The sequence below is a fragment of the Paenibacillus sp. GM1FR genome, assembly GCF_002803315.1.
GTDB lineage: Bacteria > Bacillota > Bacilli > Paenibacillales > Paenibacillaceae > Paenibacillus > Paenibacillus amylolyticus.
The window spans coordinates 58,668-80,238 of record NZ_MKZL01000013.1; the positions used below are offsets into that span (position 1 = coordinate 58,668).

General features: G+C 46.9%; 22 protein-coding genes and 1 tRNA gene. 4 read left to right on the forward strand and 19 right to left on the reverse strand.

Annotated elements, in window-relative coordinates; all coding sequences use genetic code 11:
- Nucleotides 1–291: 291 nt before the first annotated feature.
- Nucleotides 292–1,062, reverse strand: coding sequence for a class I SAM-dependent methyltransferase (locus tag PAEAM_RS12475; protein ID WP_100527755.1), 771 nt, complete (start codon nucleotides 1,060–1,062; stop codon nucleotides 292–294).
- A 196-nt stretch (nucleotides 1,063–1,258) separates the two neighbouring features.
- Nucleotides 1,259–1,332: transfer RNA gene (locus PAEAM_RS12480), tRNA-Arg, on the reverse strand.
- Between the two features lie 292 nt (nucleotides 1,333–1,624).
- Here PAEAM_RS12480 and PAEAM_RS12485 point away from each other — a divergent pair.
- Entirely contained in the window at nucleotides 1,625–1,918 is a 294-nt protein-coding gene (locus tag PAEAM_RS12485; RefSeq protein WP_017692583.1) for a magnetosome magnetite crystal formation protein family, read from the forward strand.
- Nucleotides 1,919–2,095: 177 nt separating this feature from the next.
- Here PAEAM_RS12485 and PAEAM_RS12490 read toward each other — a convergent pair whose 3' ends face one another.
- Together PAEAM_RS12490 and PAEAM_RS12495 are read right to left on the reverse strand one after the other, a co-directional pair.
- The gene (locus PAEAM_RS12490) at nucleotides 2,096–2,452 is read right to left on the reverse strand and encodes a hypothetical protein (protein WP_036605881.1); all 357 of its coding nucleotides are present in this window, start codon (nucleotides 2,450–2,452) and stop codon (nucleotides 2,096–2,098) included.
- A 31-nt stretch (nucleotides 2,453–2,483) separates the two neighbouring features.
- On the reverse strand, nucleotides 2,484–2,783 hold the full coding sequence (locus PAEAM_RS12495; RefSeq protein WP_017692581.1) for a hypothetical protein: 300 nt from the start codon (nucleotides 2,781–2,783) through the stop codon (nucleotides 2,484–2,486).
- Between the two features lie 192 nt (nucleotides 2,784–2,975).
- Between PAEAM_RS12495 and asnB the strand changes: the two genes are divergently transcribed.
- Nucleotides 2,976–4,820, forward strand: coding sequence for an asparagine synthase (glutamine-hydrolyzing) (gene asnB / locus PAEAM_RS12500; protein WP_100527756.1), 1,845 nt, complete (start codon nucleotides 2,976–2,978; stop codon nucleotides 4,818–4,820).
- 147 nt (nucleotides 4,821–4,967) lie between these two features.
- On the opposite strand, the gene PAEAM_RS12505 is transcribed toward asnB, so the two are convergent.
- The 10 genes from PAEAM_RS12505 to PAEAM_RS12545 all read right to left on the reverse strand — a co-directional run bounded on the left by PAEAM_RS12505 (nucleotide 4,968) and on the right by PAEAM_RS12545 (nucleotide 15,350).
- On the reverse strand, nucleotides 4,968–6,665 hold the full coding sequence (locus tag PAEAM_RS12505; RefSeq protein WP_100527757.1) for a methyl-accepting chemotaxis protein: 1,698 nt from the start codon (nucleotides 6,663–6,665) through the stop codon (nucleotides 4,968–4,970).
- A 411-nt stretch (nucleotides 6,666–7,076) separates the two neighbouring features.
- Nucleotides 7,077–7,937, reverse strand: coding sequence for an STM4011 family radical SAM protein (locus PAEAM_RS12510; protein WP_076319732.1), 861 nt, complete (start codon nucleotides 7,935–7,937; stop codon nucleotides 7,077–7,079).
- Complete coding sequence (locus PAEAM_RS12515; RefSeq protein WP_100527758.1) at nucleotides 7,934–9,322, reverse strand: STM4012 family radical SAM protein; 1,389 nt, start codon at nucleotides 9,320–9,322, stop codon at nucleotides 7,934–7,936. Before PAEAM_RS12515 ends, PAEAM_RS12510 begins: the two co-directional genes overlap by 4 nt.
- Before the next feature lie 47 nt (nucleotides 9,323–9,369).
- Nucleotides 9,370–10,155: an STM4013/SEN3800 family hydrolase gene (locus PAEAM_RS12520; RefSeq protein ID WP_100527759.1), complete on the reverse strand. Its 786-nt coding sequence runs from the start codon at nucleotides 10,153–10,155 to the stop codon at nucleotides 9,370–9,372.
- Nucleotides 10,148–11,398, reverse strand: a complete 1,251-nt coding sequence (locus PAEAM_RS12525) for an STM4014 family protein (protein WP_165789903.1) — start codon at nucleotides 11,396–11,398, stop codon at nucleotides 10,148–10,150. The genes PAEAM_RS12520 and PAEAM_RS12525 overlap by 8 nt, the downstream gene beginning before the upstream one ends.
- A 21-nt stretch (nucleotides 11,399–11,419) precedes the next feature.
- Complete coding sequence (locus tag PAEAM_RS12530) at nucleotides 11,420–12,262, reverse strand: STM4015 family protein (protein ID WP_100527760.1); 843 nt, start codon at nucleotides 12,260–12,262, stop codon at nucleotides 11,420–11,422.
- A gap of 49 nt (nucleotides 12,263–12,311) precedes the next feature.
- Nucleotides 12,312–12,497, reverse strand: coding sequence for a hypothetical protein (locus tag PAEAM_RS31780; protein ID WP_165789904.1), 186 nt, complete (start codon nucleotides 12,495–12,497; stop codon nucleotides 12,312–12,314).
- 115 nt (nucleotides 12,498–12,612) lie between these two features.
- Complete coding sequence (locus PAEAM_RS12535; RefSeq protein ID WP_017692573.1) at nucleotides 12,613–13,236, reverse strand: XTP/dITP diphosphatase; 624 nt, start codon at nucleotides 13,234–13,236, stop codon at nucleotides 12,613–12,615.
- Nucleotide 13,237: 1 nt separating this feature from the next.
- On the reverse strand, nucleotides 13,238–13,993 hold the full coding sequence (gene rph / locus PAEAM_RS12540) for a ribonuclease PH (protein ID WP_017692572.1): 756 nt from the start codon (nucleotides 13,991–13,993) through the stop codon (nucleotides 13,238–13,240).
- A gap of 301 nt (nucleotides 13,994–14,294) precedes the next feature.
- Nucleotides 14,295–15,350 carry a GerMN domain-containing protein gene (locus PAEAM_RS12545; protein WP_047841205.1) on the reverse strand — a complete coding sequence of 352 codons (1,056 nt, stop codon included), beginning with the start codon at nucleotides 15,348–15,350 and terminating at the stop codon, nucleotides 14,295–14,297.
- A gap of 272 nt (nucleotides 15,351–15,622) precedes the next feature.
- On the opposite strand from PAEAM_RS12545, the gene PAEAM_RS12550 reads away from it, so the two are divergent.
- Entirely contained in the window at nucleotides 15,623–16,189 is a 567-nt protein-coding gene (locus PAEAM_RS12550) for a phosphatidylglycerophosphatase A family protein (protein ID WP_017692570.1), read from the forward strand.
- A gap of 160 nt (nucleotides 16,190–16,349) precedes the next feature.
- Here the strand turns inward: PAEAM_RS12550 and PAEAM_RS12555 are convergent, their stop codons facing one another.
- The 5 genes from PAEAM_RS12555 to PAEAM_RS12575 all read right to left on the reverse strand — a co-directional run bounded on the left by PAEAM_RS12555 (nucleotide 16,350) and on the right by PAEAM_RS12575 (nucleotide 20,449).
- Nucleotides 16,350–17,003, reverse strand: a complete 654-nt coding sequence (locus tag PAEAM_RS12555; protein WP_165789905.1) for a ferric reductase-like transmembrane domain-containing protein — start codon at nucleotides 17,001–17,003, stop codon at nucleotides 16,350–16,352.
- Between the two features lie 36 nt (nucleotides 17,004–17,039).
- Entirely contained in the window at nucleotides 17,040–18,083 is a 1,044-nt protein-coding gene (locus PAEAM_RS12560; RefSeq protein ID WP_100527762.1) for an FAD:protein FMN transferase, read from the reverse strand.
- Complete coding sequence (locus PAEAM_RS12565; protein WP_036605873.1) at nucleotides 18,080–18,496, reverse strand: hypothetical protein; 417 nt, start codon at nucleotides 18,494–18,496, stop codon at nucleotides 18,080–18,082. The genes PAEAM_RS12560 and PAEAM_RS12565 overlap by 4 nt, the downstream gene beginning before the upstream one ends.
- A gap of 198 nt (nucleotides 18,497–18,694) precedes the next feature.
- Complete coding sequence (locus PAEAM_RS12570; RefSeq protein WP_100527763.1) at nucleotides 18,695–19,678, reverse strand: MBL fold metallo-hydrolase; 984 nt, start codon at nucleotides 19,676–19,678, stop codon at nucleotides 18,695–18,697.
- A gap of 27 nt (nucleotides 19,679–19,705) precedes the next feature.
- Nucleotides 19,706–20,449: a class I SAM-dependent methyltransferase gene (locus PAEAM_RS12575; protein WP_100527764.1), complete on the reverse strand. Its 744-nt coding sequence runs from the start codon at nucleotides 20,447–20,449 to the stop codon at nucleotides 19,706–19,708.
- Between the two features lie 232 nt (nucleotides 20,450–20,681).
- Here PAEAM_RS12575 and PAEAM_RS12580 point away from each other — a divergent pair, with 232 nt between their 5' ends.
- The gene (locus tag PAEAM_RS12580; RefSeq protein WP_100527765.1) at nucleotides 20,682–21,557 is read left to right on the forward strand and encodes a DUF72 domain-containing protein; all 876 of its coding nucleotides are present in this window, start codon (nucleotides 20,682–20,684) and stop codon (nucleotides 21,555–21,557) included.
- The last annotated feature ends 14 nt before the right edge of the window (nucleotides 21,558–21,571 follow it).

The window sequence follows — 21,571 nt, forward strand, 5'->3', positions numbered from 1 at the left end:
AGAAGATTGACCCTTGGTAAATTATTCTATCAAAATACCACATTTTCCTTCTAAATACTTACAAATATGATATAGAAATTACTTATATGGGTCTTGAGTATGATAAAAATATCCATTTGTAATTATTTGTCGTTTGAATATTTCATTTTTGAAATAATGCATCAAAAAAGACCAAGAGCCTCTTTATCCAAAAGAGGCTCTTGGTGTATAGGGGAAGCGTGGTTAGTATACAAAGGATCGTGATAGTTCGTCTAACATCGATAAAATTGCTACGTATCGCGAAATTTCACTTTATTCTGGCTTCACGGCTTCAATACGCAGGCGCTTGTAATCGGCATACATCGCATCATCTTTCCAAAGGTGAGACATCACGATCTGACTGGTTTCATGGCATATTTGTTGTATCTCTTCATGACTGAGACCGGCAAAATAGTCGCCTCCAAAATGAGCCAACCAGCCTACTATACCCTGCTCACCATCTGCCAGTCTGGTAGGACGGTCATAGTGATAGGCATGACGCACCATAAATCCACTTTGCTCTAAAATATGGCTATATTCTCCGATCGAAGGAAAATACCAAGGATTGCGTTCCGATGCACGAATGCCCGTATTTCGCTCCATAACCTGCTCTAATGCATTCACAATGGTCTGCACGTTCCCTTTACCACCAAATTCTGCTACAAAACGCCCTCCGGGCTTCAAAGATTTCCATATACTATCCACCACTAATCGCGGGCTTCGCATCCAGTGCAGGGCTGCATTGGAGAAGACGGCATCATATAGTCTATTCGTCTCAAACTGATGACCGTCTCCTTCCACGAACTCAAGTTCAGGGAATTTCTTCCTCGCACGGCGAATCATGTCCGTCGATGCATCCATACCAATAACTTCAGCTTCGGCCAGAGAAATTTCATGCGTCAAATCCCCCGTCCCGCAACCCAGATCAAGAATGTATTCCCCTTTTTGGGGTTGAAGCCAAGAGATCAGATTTTTGCCGTATCCGGACACAAAAGCCAGTTTGTTGTCATACTCATCTGGTTGCCATTGATTTAACGATTTCATGAATACCACCGTCGCTTTCGTTATTGATATCCTCATTGTGGCATAGAATTGTTTATTATTTAAATATATAAATTCTATATTGTTTATAGGTATAACCAATAAAAGTGCTAACGAAGCGGATGCTTCGACGAACCACTGGGGTTCTCTTCCCCTGAACGAAAAAAAGAAGCTTCCCGAAGGAAGCTTCTTTTTTTTACGTCCCAGGAGGGATTCGAACCCCCGACCGACGCCTTAGAAGGGCGTTGCTCTATCCAGCTGAGCTACTGAGACAAATATGTATAATAAATTTTCGGCGCGGTTCTTATTATACTCTGATTTCTATATTTTTCAATAGTTTTATAAAAAAATTAATAATTATACTTAAATGCGGGCTCAAACATGTACTTTTCGGTGTTATTCTCATACTCCAGCCCCTTTGAGAATATGATAGCTTGAACCAGGTTATATTGAGGAGATTGGGACATTTAGAGTAAGATTAACATCAGACATTTTCAATGTCAGAATTGCTGGGTAATCTTTTGCATACATACATTTCAATGATCCATTGAAGGAGAGAATCGTCATGAGACAGCTTTTATCAGCCCTATCCTATTTCAGTATTTTCTTTGCCCCGTTCCTGTTTCCGATCATTATATGGATTGTTGCCAAGGATGATTACATTGAGGGACATGCAAAACGCGCCTTATTCTCACATGTATTCCCCTTTCTCGCTGCCATTCCGTTATTTTATTTCTTCGTGACTGCGCATAGTCTGGGTTCCGCCGTTGGGTTTGTCATTCTATTCTTTGTGATTTACGGATTAAGCTTTGTGTACAATGTGGTTAAAGGGATTCAAGTGTTGCGCGAGTATGCTTGATCACATCTCCACCTGATCTGACCATCGCATAACAAAACCCGCCGTTCAACAACGGCGGGTTTTTCCAGTTACAGATACAGTCAGAGCAACCAGCAACAGCAACAGGTCACATCTACATATAGCTCAACATCGAACTCTATCCCACTATCGCCACATGTGTTGCTGGAGCGTTACCTGTTAAGCCTGCCCGATCAGATAACGCTGAAGTGTTGGACCAAGCAAACCAAAGGAAAACAACTCACTTTGAAACCGAGCTTTATCTTCTTCTACTGTCATACCTTCGCTGTTCTCAAATGCGGTATCTGTCGCCTCTTCAAACGCAGTATGCATATTATTGTTATACCAGTCGATCGCCGAATCGGAGTGATTGCGTACAATCCGAACAACTTCCAGCGAATTTCCGGGCTGTGTTGAAGCCACGTATACAAGTAACGATGGATCTCCGGCATTTCCAGGCTGCACTTCAACCTCTGCACAAGACAATCCATCCACCTCGGTTAATCTGCGTATTTTGGCATCTTGAATGGCATACATTCGTCATCGCGCTCCTTTTCCTTTGTGCTTATCATGTACTTTGTTCAATCTGGTATCGTGTCTCTGGTGTGCCCAATCGGTAAATCTCTCGATACACCTGTTGTAATACCGTTTCATAAGCTCGGTTTACGGACTCCTCCGGTGTATCTGGCCATGGGAATACCATGCCAGGAAAGGCCTCTTCCTCCTTTTCCTGCATGAGGCTCAGCAGTCCCAGTAATTGCTCCGCTTCCTGCGGCGTTGCCTGAATGATCCATTCATATGATGTTACCGACGGATCCGGAATAACGGAGCGGCCCATGACAGACACATAATACTTCATACTGTCCATTGCATGTTCTCTCCTTCACAGGCATGTTGAGGCCGTTGTCCCTAGAACTAGTTTCCGAAGAGGACAGACATTTTATGCCTGCTTTCGGCATATATTTGTTACGACCTCTGACGAAAAGACAACATTTGCTGGTTGCCAGTAACTAAGCAGCCATACGGATGAATGACTCGACCAAGAAAGGATGAACAAACCATGTGCGGTATTACCGGCTTCATACAGTGGAATCGGGATTTGACCCAGGAATCAGAGCTGCTGGTCCGTATGACGGATAGCTTGTCGAACCGGGGGCCCGACGCTTCAGGTACATGGATCTCCAATCCTTGTGCCTTTGGACATCGGCGTCTTAGTGTAATGGACCCCGAGAACGGCGCACAGCCCATGCATGCGTTACAGGGAGATACCTCCTATACCGTCGTGTATAACGGAGAACTATACAATGCACCCGAGTTGAAAAAGGAATTGCTCCAGCGGGGGCATCAGTTCCGCACGCAATGTGATACGGAAGTGTTGCTCGCCTCTTATATTGAGTGGGGACCGGCATGTGTTGACCGGTTTAACGGTATTTTTGCTTTTGCCATATGGGATGGGGGACGCGAACAGGTTTTTATCGCAAGAGATCGCCTTGGCGTGAAACCTCTGTTCTACAGTAATAACAAAGACACTCTCGTATTTGGTTCAGAGCCCAAAGCTCTGCTTATTCACCCTGACGTGGAAGCCGCTGTTGGCCCGGAAGGATTGGCCGAAGTGTTTATCGTAGGGCCTGCACGGACACCAGGACACGGCGTATACTCTTCACTAAGCGAACTCAAGCCTGCGCACGCGCTGATCTATAACCGAAACGGTACCCGAACCTATGCCTACTGGAAACTGGAAAGCCAGAACCACGAACATAACCTGGAAGAGACGGCAGCAGAGGTACGCTCTCTCTTGCAAGATACACTGGAGCGCCAGTTGGCTTCGGATGTTCCAGTATGCTCTCTTTTATCAGGAGGACTGGACTCCAGCGCCTTGTCTGCATTAGCCGTTGATTATTACAAGCGAACCGGGCAAGGCCAAATCAGTACGTATTCTGTCGATTATGTGGATAACGCCAAGCATTTCCAGGCGCATTCCTTTCAGCCGGGTGCAGATGGACCCTGGATTAAGCGAATGGTGGATGAACTCAAGACCGACCATCACTGGATTGAAATTGAGAACGGAGAACTGATTCATGCACTGACACAGGCCATGTTAGTCAGGGATCTGCCAGGTATGGCAGATGTAGACTCCTCGCTCTATTTGTTCTGTAAAGAAATCAAAAAAGGGGCCACCGTTGCCATTTCAGGCGAAGCAGCGGATGAAGTGTTTGGCGGTTACCCCTGGTTCCATCGAGAAGATATGCTGAACTCCGGTACGTTTCCGTGGTCTGTAGCACCTGATATGCGAGCAGCGTTGTTATCCCCGGATATTCGGGAATGGATTCAGCCACTCGATTATTTGGCAGACCGCTATTCGGATGCAGTGGCTGAAGTGCCTCTGTTGGATGGGGAAACAGGTAAAGCTGCACAAATGCGGGTGATGTCCTACCTGAATATTACACGTTTCATGCCTACACTTCTGGATCGCAAAGACCGGATGAGCATGGGGGCAGGACTGGAAGTGCGGGTACCTTACTGTGACCATCGTCTGATCCAGTATGTGTTTAACATCCCGTGGGAAATGAAAATAACCGGCGGGCGGGAAAAAGGTATTCTGCGTAAAGCTCTCGAAGGTGTCCTGCCTGACGATGTGTTATATCGCAAAAAGAGTCCGTATCCGAAAACACATAATCCGCAATATCTGGCCGCGGTCAAACAGCAGGTACTTGATATCCTGGATGATCCCACTTCGCCGATTTTGCCTTTGATCGACAAAACTCAGATCAGGAATCTTGCGTCTTCACCAGATGCAGCTTCCAATCTTCCCTGGTTCGGACAGTTAATGTCTGGGCCACAGTTATTTGCATATCTGACTCAGATCAATACCTGGTTGCGGACATATAAAGTCGCTATTCGTTAAGATCATGTTATGCATTGATTCAACATGATGAATTATTTAAGGGTGCCCAAACAGTAACTACTGTGTTTGGACACCCTTTTATTACTTTTTTATAAAAATCTCTGTACGGATGCGCTCGTTCTTCATCCACATTCCACTCAGTTCAATTTATTGCACTTTGAAACGACTGACGGTCTGTTGCAACTGTTCTGCCATCAAGGAGAGATCATTGGCTGCGGAAGCAATCTCCTGCATCGCAGACAACTGCTCCTCAGAAGATGCACTCACTTCTTCTGTTCCGGCGGCCCCCGTTTCGGTCACTTCCATGATTGTTTTCATAGACCTATTAATCTGTTCTACCCCTGTTGACATTTGCTCAATTGAAGCAGAGACTTCCTGTGTTTGCCCCGCTACGCCCCCAACCGCCTCACGAATTTCATCAAATGTGGCTCCCGCCTGGTGAACAAGTGTAATCCCCTCTTGAACCTCTGCGGATACAACCACCATAGATTCAGCAGCATTTCGCATTCCCTTCTCAATCGATGCCACCAATGGAACAATTTGATTAGCAGAAAGCGCAGACTGCTCAGACAGCTTCCGAACCTCTGTAGCAACAACCTGAAACCCTCTTCCCTGTTCGCCAGCTCGTGCAGCCTCAATAGCAGCATTAAGGGATAGGAGATTCGTCTGTGCTGATATTTCTGAGATGCTGTCCACCATTTTCACAATATCCTGAGAGTGTCTGCTCAGTTCCTGGATCACGACCGACAGATTCGACACCGTCCCTTGTATAGAATTCATTTGACCTATCGCAGACTGAACTGACTCGCTACCCGATATTGTTTTTACGGAGACTTTGGTAGCTTCTTCAGACATATGGAGTGTGTTCTCCGTAACTTGTTGAAAGCCTGTCGTCAACTCATTCATTGTCTGGAATCCATCACTCGCCATTCGAACCTGTGTATCCATACCTGTTGCAATCTCACCCATTGTGATAGCAACTTGCTCTGTGGCGGTTGCTGTCTGTTCGGTGCTTGCCGTCAACTCCTCTGAAGAGGCAGCTACCCGTTCTGCACTGTCTCCTACCTGATGAATGAGTGTACGCAAATTGGCAGACATGATGTTAAAGGCTTGGGCGAGATCACCAATCTCATCCTTGTTACGGACCACAATAGGCTCACCAGTCAGATCTCCGTCTGCAATCCGGCTCGCGGATTGGGCAATAGCAGCAACAGGCAAGGATATCATTCTGCCAATGACATACGCCACAAGTGCCCCGATTAGAAGAGAAGCCACTCCAATAATTGCAATCCACCTAAGGACCTGCACAATCTGAATATTAGCGTCCACAACGCCTGAGTTCATGGCATCTTGTTGATGCGTTTCCATACCTTCCACAATGCCTTCAAATTCAGAGATCAGACTTGGGGCTGTGTCCTTCAGTAATCTTGAGATTTCACTGTTATTCCCCTGTCTTGTCAATGTCATAATCTGCTGCGCAAGTTCATAATATTGGCTCATCGCTTCATCCGATCGTGAAAGGTAATCTTTCATCTTTGAACTTGAAACTGATGATTTTAATTCTTCATTTAATGCTATGTAATCTTCATAAGCTTTATTAAATGCCTGTTCGTTCTCCGCACTGTCTTCCAGAATATAATTTCTCAAAGCAATCTGCTGTGATTTAAGATCAATCGACATATTTTTAATGAGTAATAGTTTGCTTGTTCTATCATTAATTAATTCTGTATACGTTTTCTCAACGGCTATAAACTGCGTATATGTTATAACCGTTATAGCCACCAATAATAACAGCACAGATGAGAAACCCATAAGTAATTTACGGCTAATTGAGATTTTTTTCATGTGTACTCCCCCGAAAGTTCAGATAACGTGCACGATACTTCCTACCTCCACCCTCCTTTCAATTGAATTGAGACTTTAGACCCAATTAAAAATATAATTCGCGATTATATGTACAAATACTATTCATAACAGGGTCTTTTTTCCTATTCATACTAACCCATAAAATATAAAATTTGAATCATAAACTTAAAAATATTATTTTTCAAAATTGTCAAGTCCCTTTTAATAAAGAACACAAACACTAACTCTAGTCCGGTAAAACAAAAAAACACCTTCCAGAAGGCAAGTCCAAACCAAAGGTCTGATCCTGCCTATACTAAAAGATGCGTTTGAAGTTACGCTGATATGTGGTTTAGAAACGAATAAACCTATTCCAGCTCCCCAGTGGAATAGCTAAATATGAAATGCCGGTCAACGAATCAATACCGGATTACGTTCAAGCAGCCCGCTGCCAAACGTTTCCCTGAACGGGGAATCCTCCATATGGATATAACCGATGTAACAGCCACATTTTTTCATGCGACAGGGCCGATCCTCAGACAAAGCCTGCAAACCATCGCGATATAGATGTCCAATGATTCGTCGATCCTTGTAACATCTCTTCACATGCCCGGACCCCTGTATATAAAATACTTCCGAACCGGCAGCACATCGTTTGCCCAAGCTCTCATAATCCTGCAGATTACCTTCAAAAAGCGGATCAAGCCCACGTAAAAACTGAATCTCTTCCGGCGTGTAATACTTGGGCCGATCTTTGAAGGCATTAACCCACATATACACATCATCCGGCAAAGCCTGTCTCATGGACTCAATTGCGGGGAAAGCACTACGGAGTCCGACAGTACCGACACTAAAAGCAAGTCCCATCTGACGCAAGGTCAGACATTGTTTAACAAAAGAAGCCTCTTTTGTCTCACGAGGATGATACGTCGCCCAAAAGGCCGCTTTATTCGCATCCAACTCCCTCGCCCAATCCAGTTTGACGGACAGGTTGGTTTGAATTGCAACCTTATCCACATGTGGCATATGTGACAGCTCAACCATCGCTTCCCGGTACCACCGACGCACCAAAGCTTCACCATAGGGATTGAAGAAAATCGAAAATTGATGCCCAGCACTCTCTTGCTCCCTGACCCAATTCACAAATTGACGCAATTGTTGTTCATCCACTTCCAACGTCTCTTTGGAATCCACGGTTTTGCTAAAAGGGCAGTATGGACAGTCGTAATTACAGGAAGACAACTTCCCCCGATAATACAAAGTCGCTCTCATGAGAAAACAAACCCTTCCATCTGTTCACGAATTTCGGCAGATATAAGCCAATCTCCAATCGCATCGGAGTAACCCAGTCCTTCTTCTGTCAGACGCAGCACCTGCTTGTCCTCATCACTCTCCAACTCCGCCATGCCCTCTGTCAACAGTTCAGCCAACCAGACATAGTCGGACATCACATCGGTACCAAAGCGCTGTTGGTAGTCAGACAACGTCAATCCCTCCCGATGCAGCAAGGCTTTCAGAATAAAGCGACGTCTCTGTTCCTCACGGCTTAACACGATACCATAATCCGCCACATCGTAGCGCTCGGTCGCTACATAATCGGCAATGATGCTCTGTGTAGCCTTGTAACTCACGCCGTACTTGGAAGCATAATGTACTTCACTCGTATAAGATCGTGCGCCACATCCCAGTCCAACCATGCCCTCCTCCTGACAACTATAAGGCAGAAGCACTTTGGACGACGACTGTTCCTTGGCAAATCTGCGCATCGAATATTGCACATAACCTTTACTTTTTAAAGTCTCACGTGCAGCTTTATACAGTTCCATCCGAATATCAGGTCCCTGACGGCGAATATCATCAGGCTTCACGATTGTATTTTCCCGTGTATACAAGGGATAGATAAAAATTTCGCCCGGTTCGTAAGCCAGAACTCTTTCCAATGAATAGAGCCACGATTCCACCGTTTGACCCGGCAAACCATAGATCAGATCCAGATTTAACAATGGGAAATCATACCGAGTAAGCTTCTCAAGCGCTCGTTCAACTTCCTGCGGTTTTTGTGGACGATAGATGGCAGATGCTTCAGCTTCAATAAAACTCTGGATGCCCATACTGACACGATCCACACTTCGTTCCTTCATGATGGCCAGCTTGGCTTCCGTAACGGTATCCGGCGACGTTTCCACCGAAATCGATGCTTGTGCAGGGTCCAGCCCCATCACATGTTCAGCAATATCAAACAGACGATTCAACTGAACCTCATTTAATAATGTAGGCGTTCCCCCACCAATCGCGAACCGCGAATACGGTCTTCGAGATGTAATGGGTGCCCACTGCTTCGCCTGACGTTCCAGCGCATCTACATAGCGTTCATGCGTATCATCCCGTCGATCCGGCAGTGTGAACAGATTACAAAATCCGCAACGAGCAGCACAAAAGGGAATATGCATATATAAAAAATACGTATCGATATTTTCTCGTTCCCACAGTGGCCCTAACGGCAGTGGTGGGTCAAGCTCCCGATAGGCGGTCTTGTGTGGGTACGAGTATAAGTAAGAACGATAAGGGAATGCCAGTACTTCACTGAGACTTGTAGCTATATTGGATCCGGACTGTGTGGAATGGCCTGTTGTTGTATGTTGTATATGTTTCTCCATCGGTTTCCTCCTGTCTCCGGTTGTTGTCCTCATAAGATCAATACATTCTATACTAAAAATTCACGGTAAGGCACCGTCCAGACGACATCATGCGCAAGCCGGTGTCCTTGATACCCGTCTTCACCGTAAGCTGTACCATGATCGGAAAAAGCCAGGCAATACGCAGGCCGGGCGCGTTTCCTCATCGCCTCGAACAATGGTCCAAGAGCCTCATCTACATATCGAAGTGCAGCACGTTGAGTCTCCACCGAATCCTCCTTCGCTCCTTCCACGAAGTAACGATTGGGTCCATGAATGGCAGACACGTTCAAAAACATAAATATCTTTTCATCCGGCGCTGTCTGTTCAAGCAACTTTAATGCATGCTGTACCTGATGCTCTGTTGATTTGGGGTTGGTTACCCCAAAGTTCATTCGCCAGTAGCTCTGTTGGAAATAGCCAGGCAATACTTTTGCAAGCGGGTTTTTTTTCGTAAAAAAGATGACGCCGCCAATACAGATGGTACGGTAACCTTCAGCTGCGAACCCGGATAAAATATCCGGTGTATCAAACAGCCAGGTGTGCGGATGTGTTTTGAGTCCGGTATTCCGGGAATGAAATAGCCTTACATGAGATTCCTTATCTGTATTGGCAGGAGTCGGCATAAAACCACCAAAAAAAGCATGGTGTGCCGCATATGTAAAACTGCCTGGGGTATGACGCTTCTCCCACGGACCCGAACCACACAGATTAGGACAATTCTCCTCTTCCAGCTTGGCTACGTCATAGCGTAACGTATCCAGCGTAATCATTAACAGATCATGGGAGCCCACAATGGTGTTCATATCAGGCATGTTGAATAGGCTCCTCCTTTCGTAAAAGTTCCATTTCCCACTCATAGGTTCCGAGGCCATGATGCTCAACCCTGTATAACAGATCTCCAAATGGATTCACATCCAGCACATAGGCACGCGGATTCGAACCACTAGTAAGCATCACATCAATCCCGGCTGACCACGAGTTGGGAAATGCAGACATGGCTGCTTGCGCTGCCAACCGTACCAGCGACATCCGCTGTTCATCCAGGCCTGCTTCAGCAGGCAGCATACGCTCATTGCGCAGATGCAGATTGGTAATCGGGGTACGGCTCAGCCGCATAATCGCGTGACCTGCCTGTCCACCTGCAACCAGTTGGCGAATATCATAGGCCCGCTGATCAAGCGTGGCTTTTGGCATCCATCGTTCAATCTGTGCACCTTCTGCACATAACCAGTTCATCAGCGTAGCAATCTCTTCACTGCGGGTATACTTGCGTAGACGTCCTTCATTGAAGAAAATCGTCTTGCCCTGTCTCTGTTCCATCCCCATCGTTGTTACAGCGATTTCATCACCCGTTCGAGGATTGACTTGATAGGCAACAACTCCTGAAGCCCCGGAGCCGCACGCAAGCTTCACAAACACACGATGCATCTCGGCAGCCTTCATTGAGCTACGCAAGTCCATATAATTACGGATTGGCTGCGAAAATTGCAGCGCCGGAGGTACATCAACTCCATGTGAAGATAGATGCTGCTGACATGTTCTCTTGTCAAACATCAATTGGATATCGGCGGGATCATTCAAGAATCGGACTTCAGGCCATATTTCCCGAGACTCACGGCCGATTTGATCCAAACATGCTTTCCAGCCACGAAACCACTGGGCGGGAGCGTATATTCTTCCCCACTCCTGTTCCAGCGCAAGTGCCTGTTCTGCGGAAAATGCTTCTGTACCCATTCCACCCGTTAATGTTGACGTATCGTTCATAGCCCCAAGGAACAGTAGTTCACGCTCCACTTTCCACTCCTCACCAGGAGCATCAATCCGAATCAGGGGTACAGGCAGATTGAAATCTACTGTATCAGCGATGGTTCGTCCGTGTCTCCAATTCTGGAGCAATTGAGCATATGGCAGTACAACCGCAGGTTTCAAACCCAATCTATGCCTAGCCTCTTGCAGCCCTTGTGTTCGTCGGTTATCAGGGTTTCCGATCAATAAAAAGGGCTGATCTTGCGTTAGATCAGGTACATCTATTGGTTGATGCAAACTCTCATTCATTTCCTTTACACCTGACATCGACTATTCCGTTAACGATGGATAGCGCCAGTCATCCTCATCACTCTGTTGCTGGTCGCTAACGTCTACAGATATACCCGATCGGTTCCATCGACTGATCATTTCATTGGTCATGTAATGGTAACTTAGATCAAGATGTTTCAGTTTCTTGATCTTGTCACTGGCAAGCAACGCCTCAGCCCCTTCATCGGACAACGTTCCTTGCGATAGATCCAGTACTTCAAGTTGATCCAAAATAGGTGCTTCAGCTGCTACTTTGGCAATCTCATCCTGAATTTCACTGTCTTTCAGACCCAAGTAAACCAGCTTTGGAAACAATCCTTTTTCTAGCAAAGGAAGCACATCTTCAAGTGATCCATTGAAACCATAATTATCCACACCCAGGTACAGTTCCAGTTTACGCAATTCAGGCAACTTGGCATGGGTGATTGAAGATAACACTTCTTTCGGGAGACCACCACAAATAATAATCAATTCTTCAAGCTTGGCATGCTGGAGTGGTTCCAGACTGAGGCCGCTACTGCCCATTACAGAGAATGATTTTAATTCTGGAAAAGCACCTAACAGTGGTGTGAGATTTGTCTGGATAATCCACGATACTTCACATTCTTCGAATCCCATATCTCCAATAAACAGTTTCTTCAATGACGGAAAGCTTGGAGCAGACTCGACGAGCGTACCCATAAACTCATCAGGCGAATTTTCATAAGCCTGTCCCCAATCTCCGATGACCAGACTTTCCAATGAGCGAGCCTCCGGTTTAGCTGCCAGTTCCTTAATTAACTTTTCCATACGAATGCCGTCCTCATAATCATCGTAAGATACAACAAGCTTCACTTCTTGCATGAGTAGATCCCTCCGTTTAAGGTTCATAAGTGATTCGTTAGTTTGAATGTTAACCCATACCACACAAGGCTTGCAACTTCTTCCAACTCCAGTCCCAATGAGATTCCCAATCGTGCAATGTAAACCATTTCTCATGTAGGTACAAGAACATACGTTCTGATGTGTAGTCGCAGAAATAGCTATCTTCAATTAGGTATATGGATGGACCTTCACCAAACCCGATCAAATACTTCATTTCATAGAAAAAGCGTTAATGGCGGATGAAGCATCCCATCGGAATGCTTCTGTCCTTCCATTAACGCTTTGATGTTCACATATCATGAAGTTAAATCAAGATGTTTCGTTTAGTCTTAGCCTTCAAGTCTGGATACAAGCGCTCTCAGCGCATGACCACGGTGACTAATCGCTTGCTTTTGCTCAAGCGTCAGCTCTGCCATCGTCATCTCGTATTCAGGTACATAGAAGAGTGGGTCATATCCAAAACCGCCAGCACCTGCAGCTTGAGCCGTAATCCAGCCTTCCGCAGTGCCTTCTGATTCATACTTATCACCTGTTGTCGGATCGTACAGGACCAGCGCACAAACGAAACGAGCCGGACTTAGTAGCGGCTGCTCGGTGTCCTCACCGGATTTCAACGATTCCAGCGTCTCCAGCAACTTCGCATTATTCTGTGCATCCGTTGCTCCTTCGCCTGCATATCTCGCTGAATATACTCCCGGCTCACCATCCAACAGGTCTACACATAAACCTGAATCATCTGCCAGAACGGGCAAACCAAGCGCATCACCAACCGCTTTGGCTTTCTTCCAGGCATTCTCCGCAAACGTTACGCCATCTTCTACGACATCCGGCAGCTCCGGATAGTCAAACATGCTCTTAACCTCTTTGCCAAGCGGTGCGAAAGCATGAGCGAATTCACGGACTTTACCCGCATTGCGGGTTGCAACAATGAGGATTGGGCTGTCCAAACTCATCTTAGGCTTCCCCTAATCCACGCGCGCCGATCTTGAGCGCAATCGGTCCAAGCACTTCTTTTTGACGCTCGATCATTTCCAGAATTCCCTGTTCGCCCAGTTCCAACATGGCGTTCAGCTCACGGCGATCAAATGGTGCTTCCTCACCTGTTCCCTGAAGCTCGACGTATTTACCGCCACCTGTCATCACCAGATTCATGTCTACCTTGGCTTTGGAATCTTCATCATAGTTCAGATCCAGTACAGGCTGTTCACCCACAACACCCACACTTACTGCGGCAATGAAATCCGTAATCGGGAACACTTGCAGTTTGTGCTGTTGGGAGATCTTGTTCACGGCAAGCGCCAGCGCTACAAACGCACCGGTTATGGACGTTGTGCGTGTGCCTCCGTCAGCTTGAATAACATCACAGTCCAAGGTAATCGTACGCTCACCAAGAGCCTGCAGATTAACTACCGAGCGCAGTGCCCGACCAATCAGACGCTGGATTTCCATGGTGCGTCCAGTTAATTTGCCACGATTGGCTTCACGTTGGTTCCGGGTATGTGTTGCACGTGGCAACATGGAATATTCCGCTGTTACCCAGCCTTTACCCTGCCCTTTCATAAAGGGAGGAACACGTTCCTCTACTGTAGCTGTACAGATCACCTTTGTATCTCCAACTTCAATCAGTACAGAGCCCTCGGCGTATTTATTCGTGTTCACTGTTAAATTCAGCGGGCGCAGCTGTTCGCTGGTTCGTCCGTTTGATCTCATATTTTCTGCCTCCTACGACTTAAGCATCCTGTAATGTTGAACTTATTCACACTTTTAGAGATTGTTCAAAAAGCTCGCTTTTGATTACGAAAAATGCCTTAAGGCACCATCAGCATCGAATATGAAATTCAGCCGAAATGTCCGTTGCTCACGTAGTTTGCCTACGCTCCGCTACTCCATTTCTAGCTTCATCCCATCTTCTCGGTACTGAAAACCGATCTTTTTGAACACGTATTTTTACTAATCCCTTATATTTTACCAAAGAGTTCGGTTAAAAGCATCCTTAAGCATTCCTTGCTCATTAAATCGGAATTTCGTTGATATATTCAGGCTTGGAAACCGGCGCACTGTAATCCCTGTTGTCGTCACCCATGACTGTTTTTTGGCCATTCCATTCGATCTGTACTTTGGCATCCTTGCTGGCTGTGTTCTCCGCAGTGGTTAATACGACAGATTGTAACAGCTCGCTTGGCACGATATCCCCTTCGGCAAACATATCATCTTTCAAGGCAACCGTGACCGTGCCATCCTCTGCCGTTTTGACCGATTGTAGCTCCGTTCCGCCTGTCATGACCTCTTCCAGTTCTCCACCTTTGTCAGGTCCTTTGATGAGTTCGTTCAATGCTGCCTGCACGCGATCTTCACCAGGTGTAACCAGACGTGTCACCGGAACATAATATTGGATGCCTGCTGGCGAAGCAGCGGAGAAATAGACCGTGACCGGGCTGCTATTCGTCACAAACGTATCACCCAGATCCAGATTAATTCCCACAGCCCGATTCAGCGGTTCAGGCAACGGCGTGCTGTTCACAGGCATTTGCGTTAACTTTTTGCCATCCACCCAGATCTGCACATTCTCCACATCAGGTGTTCCCGTCAATGTCCACGTGACAGCTTCTAGCATTTTCCGTTCTTCCTTCGCATCATACTTGGCAAAATTACCCGAGAACTCAACAACCGCCAGCTTGTCATCCGCGTGAATCGTTACATTCTGCACAACCGTTCCCTGCGGGAGAACGCCCTGGAATCCTTCAGGTAGCATACCCGCGTAGGCCCCACCTGTGACAAGTGTATCCAGAGCTGTCTTTGGACTGCTTGCGTCTGTTCCAGAAGGAAGTGTCAGGGATACCGGAGCGAGCAGCCCCTGCTGGTCTTGCAGATATACCGTCGTTAACGGGAGCATTGCGAGTGCTCCATTCCCTTCGGCCGCTTGAATCATGGCTGCTTCCTGGATGGGCGGTGGTGGATCAACAGCTTCGGAAGACTGTGCTCCAAACATGCCGCAGCCTGACAACACCATAGGAATACTCAGCAGCGCTGCTGCCGATACCGTACGCAAAGAATGGATCTTTCTCATGATCACGTTCCCCCTCATCATTTTTACAGTTTGTACTACCATGTATACGAGCCTTTGTCCAAAAAATAACTAAAAGATAATAAGAAAAATGTCTATCAACGCACTTTCACGGAAGGCAGACCGTTTTTAGCTGAAATTTTTCATGTGTTAATCGAATTGTTCAACTTCACTGAAACTTATAATTTTATTATCTTAAAGAAACGTAAACCAGGTTAATAACGTATTAGGAAGCAAGAGTAGGGACATTGCTAACTTCAGAGGAGGAATCGCCCATGGAACATCCTGAGCAAGAAAAAATCCCTTACAGCCTGAATAGCCGCAAGGTGGCGGAGGCAACAAGGGAATGGCTGCATAAGCGGGGCGTCACGATCCCTGAGATCGCAGAGCTGGTCATGTTATTGCAACAAAAATATTATCCAGGTCTTACGATGGAAGAATGTATCGAAAATGTGGAGATGGTTCTCCGTAAACGTGAGGTACAGAATGCTGTTCTGACCGGGATTCAGCTTGATATTCTGGCAGAACAGGGGCAGCTCATATCTCCTTTGCAGGAGATGATTGAGAACGATGAAGGACTGTATGGCGTGGATGAGATTTTGGCATTCTCAATTGTCAATGTATATGGCAGTATTGGATTTACGAATTATGGTTATGTGGACAAGCTAAAACCAGGGGTGCTTGAACGACTGAATGACAAGAGCCTGGGCCCTGTCCACACGTTCTTCGATGATATTGTCGGTGCGATTGCATCAGCAGCGAGCAGTCGGATCGCCCATCGCAAACAATCCGAGCTTGAAGAAGCACTGGGAGAAAAACCTGTTAGTGATGACGCCGTATAATGCGTAAATCGTTTCATAAATGAAGCCATGTGGAACATTGGACATGTGGATGGATGCTTCGTGAAATGACTGTTCAATAAAATAACTGTTCATGGAAAAAGCGGCCTGATGGCCGCTTTTTTGCATGTGTAACGATACATATTGGATAATCCACATTTTATTATTTCAGATGTTTAGGTCGTACCGTTCCCACCAAACCAAAACCTTCAACCCAATTCTGCTCGGAAGGTGAACCAGATGTTGCCCGTTTCGGTCCAATCGTGATTTCCGGGCCTTTGCGTTCTCTCAACATGCCACGCAACACCGTGATACCGAGAATGCTGAGTCCGGTAAATACATATATCATCCGCATGATGATGTTGCCAGAATCCGTTCCGGTAACCATGCCGTGAACCAGCAGACCAATGAACACCGGATAGGACAACATGTGGAACATGAACCACAATTTACGGCCCAGCTTGTTCCGCAGATCACTGGATAACAGGACAATCACTAATCCGTAGAAGGCTAACGTTCCCAGACCACTGCCGATCGGATGTACGGAGGCGGTAAAAGGAATCAGAAGTTCTCCCCAGGTAAATGGGCTGTAATGATCAATATATAACGTTAATGCGTGCACGAGTCCAAGTCCGAAGGCGAGCCAGGTCGTTCGGGTATGCCATTTGAACATGGCTGCTTTTGGTTTGCCTTTGGCCATAGGCATCCCTTGCGCAATACCCAGAAACACACCGGCAAAGAGCAACACATAAGCAGCAATTCCACTAATTCGAATGATATTCCACGTTGGCAGGTAATCTACAATCCATTGTGCCATAACCGGCTCCCCCATATCTGTTAGACTTGTCCTCGTTTATAATAGACTGAAGCGATGATCCGGATCAAAACCGGGCCAGTGCTCAGCAAGCGTACCCGTATTCCCTCTAAAATAATTACTCCCATCCCGTGTCATCCACAGGACGTCATGCCGATCGTAATGTCGGTTTAACCAGCCCACCGCCTCGGCACTCCCCAGAATGCATACCGTCTTGGCAATGATCTCGCATTGCGAAGCATGCTGTCCCAGAACGGTACACTGCAATACGTCCGTATCTGCCGGCTCCATCGTCCGGGGGTCAATGAGGTGGTGTGCAAAGCTTCCATCCGTATTCTGCCATTGTCTGCGGGAAATACCCGAAGTGGCAACAGCTCCTCGCTGTAAACGGATCGCTTCCGACATAGCACCCTGATTCTGCAAAGGATCTGCTACTTGCAAGGTCCATTGGGAATGGTCTGGTGAACCCCATACTTGAATATCTCCACCCGCGTTAATCAAACCCGCTGGAATATGCAATGTTCGCTGCAACCAGTCTGCGATACGCTCCACTGCCCAGCCCTTAACAATGCCTCCCAGATCCAACTCAGCTCCGGGGTCTAGATGAACCATCCGGCTACCTTCCCGCTGAATCCAGCTCGGACGACTGTGGTCATATCGATCTTCTGTCATCCCTGAACATTCAGGCGTTTTTGTTCGCAGTATGCGTTCAAGCAACGGACGTTGCAATTGTCGTTGCTGCACCTTCTCGAAGCTTAGATCATATCCCGAAGCCTGAAGAGCCTGGGAGATACCCGGTTGAAAAATCCCTTCAGTCAGTCCAATATATCCATAGGCCAAACTCAAAACTTCATCCATCGCAGCGGAGATGGGCATCCATCCGGTTGAAGCATTCAGACGATTTAGTTCACTGTCTGCCACAAATCGGCTGAAGCGCTGCTCCTGCGTCTCAAACCAATTCTTCACCACAGTTGCTGCATGTTCAGCTTCTTCCCGCCCAGCGGACAGTTGCACTTCAACATCCGTGTTCATCGCACGGAATTGAAACCGGAGCGGACGAGCAACTTGCTCTGTGCGGCTCATGATGCACCTGTGCGTGACTGATAGTTGCCACTGCTGTATCCGGAGTCTGTACCCTGGTTATTTTGCCCGATACGCTGAGAATCTGAATAATTCCCCTCGTTACTCGAGCTCTGATCTGGCCGAGCTGCTTGTGTGCTATCGGATGTTCCATTATATTGACTATCATTATTGTCATTGTCCTGCGTGTTCCAGTTGTTGCTGTCCGTTGTACTGTTGATCCATTCATCCATCACATCATCATGCGTATCCACTTGGCTTGAAGCAGTAACGCTTGTATCTGTGCCATTTGCTGCTGCATAGGCCACATCAAAGGCATCCGAAGTTCTTACATATTGAAAAAGTGCAGCCACAGTCAACGTTGCTGCCGCTGAAGCTTGCCATTTTCTCCATTGATTCCGTTTTCTTCTGGTCATCGCTCTTCCCTGCTTTCTTTAGGGTGTGTCTTAAGACACGCCCTAGCGAAGTTCATAGATGTATCATAGGCGCGCTGGCTTAAAAATAGATGAATGAACCGTTAAGAGAGGCTAAAAAGGCCCAGAACAGGTGAATTTCCTGTCCCGAGCCTCTATATAAGATCGTATTATCATTTCATATCGATATCATCATTCCGTTTAGATTTGAAAATAGAACGTGCCATCCGGTTGCTGCTCTTGCTTCACTAGTTCGCGTCGAATTAACTCCTGCAAATGGGCTAACGTCTCACTCATGGCAAACCGCAGTTGATGGGTACCCAGCCGATTGCCAAACATGTGCACACAGATGTCATACGCATTCGCCGGTGACTCCTGAATTCGTTCCGTCATCTTCTGAAGACGTTCCTCGTGATGAGCCAGCAATTGAACTGTCCGTTCGGTGAACTGGGCAAAAGGATTCCGATGCCCTGGATACGCCTGTTTGACATTCAGCTCCCCGAGACGTTGCAATCCTTCCATATAAGATAATAATGGCTGAGGGTCACTGCCGGGTTGCAGACTGATATTCGGTGAAATCTGTGGCAAAACTGCATCTCCGCACAGAATCTCCATGGACTCCGGCGCATAAAAGGATAAATGGCCTGGGGCATGTCCACCCGTCTCCACAGCAACCCAACGTTTCCCGCCCATATCAAGCCACTCGCCATCTTCAATGGGTGTCACCTTCGGAAGTGGTGTGATCTGCGAAGTAAATGCCTTCATATGTTCATGTATCTGCTCAGTATTGTCTTCCGGCATACCATGACGACCATAATAATCAGGTAATATTGTATTGATGCGTGAATCAGATCCCCACATATAATCGGCCTCTTGGCGGGAGCGTGTGGACATTCGAACGGGTGCCCCCGTCATCTGTTGCATCCAACCCGACAACCCAAGATGATCTGGGTGATGGTGGGTGAGTACAATTTGACGAATATCGCTAAAGGTCAGGCCGAGATCTGCCAGCGCTTCACTCCACTCCTGTTCTGTTTCCGAATTACGCGGTCCCGGATCTATAATAGTTATCTTCCCATCCGATTCTGATAAGACATAACTGTTCACCCATCGTAAGGGAAACGTCATGCTGATCTTGACCCGGTGTATGCCCTCTGTCATGGACATCTCTTCTGTGCGCTTCATGTTATCCCCCTTCCAAACTGTCTCTGTTCACTCCACAGGACGACGACCAACAAAAATCATGCGCGGAGAAGTCTGCTCGTCATATTTCTCTTCGTCATAGCCGCCATGTACCTGATCTACCCGGAGTCCGGCGGCACTTAACATCTGACTCAGTTGTTCCCGTGTGTACAACTTCACACGTTCCTGATATACCCGCGGTTCATGTCCGGATGTGGTATCCGTAATGCGAATTTCCTTTTGCACAAACCCTTCCTCAATCTTGCGATACTCCTCAATACGCTGTCCTTCATCCTCTCGAACGGAGTGTTGCACCAGATGACGAGTTACATAAGCCGTATTCATAAAATCAATAATATAGCTGCCACCCGGGCGAAGCATGCGATGAATGGCACGTAATACTTTCAGTTGTTCTCCGTCCTCCAGGAAGTAACCAAACGATGTGAACAGATTAACTACAGCGTCAAAGCCACCTTTCAGCGGGAGTTCACGCATGTCCGCATGACACCAAGATACTCGGTGTTCAGTGTCCATTAGGCGCGCTTCACGTAGAAGCACATCGGACAGATCAACTCCGGTCACTCGCAATCCTGCGTCAGCAAGTGCCATGGAGTGCCGTCCCATACCGCAGCATAGATCCAATACTTCAGCATTGGGCTCAAGCTTCAACCAATTAATCATTTTATGTACTTCCTGATGGGCACCCTGCACATCCCGGTGCTTGTATACGAGCAGATAATCTTCTCCAAAACTCTTTTCATACCATTCCGTCATCCATTCTCGCCCTCCACTTGGTCACTGGCTCTCTATCTGTAGTACGCTATGTACAGGCCTGATCATTTCCACTAGCTTTAATGTATTGTAACGTCTTTATTCTGCAAACTCAAAAAATTCCAGTGATTTTCCAACATTGAAGAGCCAAAATGCACACGATATAATGTTAGACATATGCCTGCAAATCGGTTAATTATAAGAGGTTGTTCAAAAAGCAACAGGAGGTGTTCTTATGATTCACATCGGACTTACCGGATGGGGGGATCAGGAAGATCTCTATCCAAACCGTACCAAAGCCAAAGACAAGCTCAGTCTATACGGACAGTACTTCTCCACCGTCGAGGTGGATAGTTCCTTCTACGCCGTTCAGCCGCGGGATCGAATGGCACGGTGGGCTGCCGAGACGCCCGAATCCTTTGCTTTTATCATCAAAGCCTATCAGGGAATGACCGGACATCTGCGAGGCAAACCATACTTCACCAGCACGTCGGAGATGTATAAGGCTTTTCGAGAATCACTGGAACCGGTCATTGAAGCTGGTAAAATGCAAGCAGCCTTGTTTCAATATCCACCTTGGTTTGAGTGCAATAAAGACAACGTGAAAGAGCTTCGTGAAGTGAAACTGAGAATGGAGGGCATTCCGTGTGCCCTGGAATTCCGTCATCGTAGCTGGTATGAAGGTGACATGCGCGAGCGGACGCTTTCGTTCCTGAAAGAGCAAGGCTGGATTCACAGCGTCTGTGACGAACCTCAGGCAGGTCTAGGTTCTATCCCCATCGTGCCACAGGCGACAGATTCCGAGATGACACTGGTTCGCATGCACGGACGTAATGTGTCCGGGTGGCATCAGAATGGTGCGCCTAATTGGCGCGAGACCCGTTATTTATACCGTTACAACAAGGAAGAATTGTTGGAATGGAAAGGGTATCTGGAGCAATTGCAGGAGCAGAGCAAGGATGTCTATGTTATTTTTAATAACAACTCCGGTGGCGATGCAGCAGCGAATGCCCAGATGATGATGGACCTGCTGGACCAGCCAGTGAAGCCTTTCCCTGACCGTTCTGAACCGGAGAAGGAAGAAGGACCGGAGCAGCTAGAATTATTTTGATCCGTGTTCATAAT

Coding starts and splice junctions, on each gene's coding strand:
- PAEAM_RS12555 (WP_165789905.1), bottom strand. CDS start 17,003: ATGGCACAATGGATTGTAGATTACCTGCCAACGTGGAATATCATTCGA.
- PAEAM_RS12485 (WP_017692583.1), top strand. CDS start 1,625: ATGAGACAGCTTTTATCAGCCCTATCCTATTTCAGTATTTTCTTTGCC.
- PAEAM_RS12580 (WP_100527765.1), top strand. CDS start 20,682: ATGATTCACATCGGACTTACCGGATGGGGGGATCAGGAAGATCTCTAT.
- PAEAM_RS12510 (WP_076319732.1), bottom strand. CDS start 7,937: ATGAGAGCGACTTTGTATTATCGGGGGAAGTTGTCTTCCTGTAATTAC.
- PAEAM_RS12490 (WP_036605881.1), bottom strand. CDS start 2,452: ATGTATGCCATTCAAGATGCCAAAATACGCAGATTAACCGAGGTGGAT.
- PAEAM_RS12550 (WP_017692570.1), top strand. CDS start 15,623: ATGGAACATCCTGAGCAAGAAAAAATCCCTTACAGCCTGAATAGCCGC.
- asnB (WP_100527756.1), top strand. CDS start 2,976: ATGTGCGGTATTACCGGCTTCATACAGTGGAATCGGGATTTGACCCAG.
- PAEAM_RS12520 (WP_100527759.1), bottom strand. CDS start 10,155: ATGCCTGATATGAACACCATTGTGGGCTCCCATGATCTGTTAATGATT.
- PAEAM_RS12570 (WP_100527763.1), bottom strand. CDS start 19,678: ATGAAGCGCACAGAAGAGATGTCCATGACAGAGGGCATACACCGGGTC.
- rph (WP_017692572.1), bottom strand. CDS start 13,993: ATGAGATCAAACGGACGAACCAGCGAACAGCTGCGCCCGCTGAATTTA.
- PAEAM_RS12525 (WP_165789903.1), bottom strand. CDS start 11,398: ATGAATGAGAGTTTGCATCAACCAATAGATGTACCTGATCTAACGCAA.
- PAEAM_RS12530 (WP_100527760.1), bottom strand. CDS start 12,262: ATGCAAGAAGTGAAGCTTGTTGTATCTTACGATGATTATGAGGACGGC.
- PAEAM_RS12560 (WP_100527762.1), bottom strand. CDS start 18,083: ATGAGCCGCACAGAGCAAGTTGCTCGTCCGCTCCGGTTTCAATTCCGT.
- PAEAM_RS12565 (WP_036605873.1), bottom strand. CDS start 18,496: ATGACCAGAAGAAAACGGAATCAATGGAGAAAATGGCAAGCTTCAGCG.
- PAEAM_RS12495 (WP_017692581.1), bottom strand. CDS start 2,783: ATGGACAGTATGAAGTATTATGTGTCTGTCATGGGCCGCTCCGTTATT.
- PAEAM_RS12545 (WP_047841205.1), bottom strand. CDS start 15,350: ATGAGAAAGATCCATTCTTTGCGTACGGTATCGGCAGCAGCGCTGCTG.
- PAEAM_RS12505 (WP_100527757.1), bottom strand. CDS start 6,665: ATGAAAAAAATCTCAATTAGCCGTAAATTACTTATGGGTTTCTCATCT.
- PAEAM_RS12475 (WP_100527755.1), bottom strand. CDS start 1,062: ATGAAATCGTTAAATCAATGGCAACCAGATGAGTATGACAACAAACTG.
- PAEAM_RS31780 (WP_165789904.1), bottom strand. CDS start 12,497: ATGAAGTATTTGATCGGGTTTGGTGAAGGTCCATCCATATACCTAATT.
- PAEAM_RS12535 (WP_017692573.1), bottom strand. CDS start 13,236: ATGAGTTTGGACAGCCCAATCCTCATTGTTGCAACCCGCAATGCGGGT.
- PAEAM_RS12515 (WP_100527758.1), bottom strand. CDS start 9,322: ATGGAGAAACATATACAACATACAACAACAGGCCATTCCACACAGTCC.
- PAEAM_RS12575 (WP_100527764.1), bottom strand. CDS start 20,449: ATGACGGAATGGTATGAAAAGAGTTTTGGAGAAGATTATCTGCTCGTA.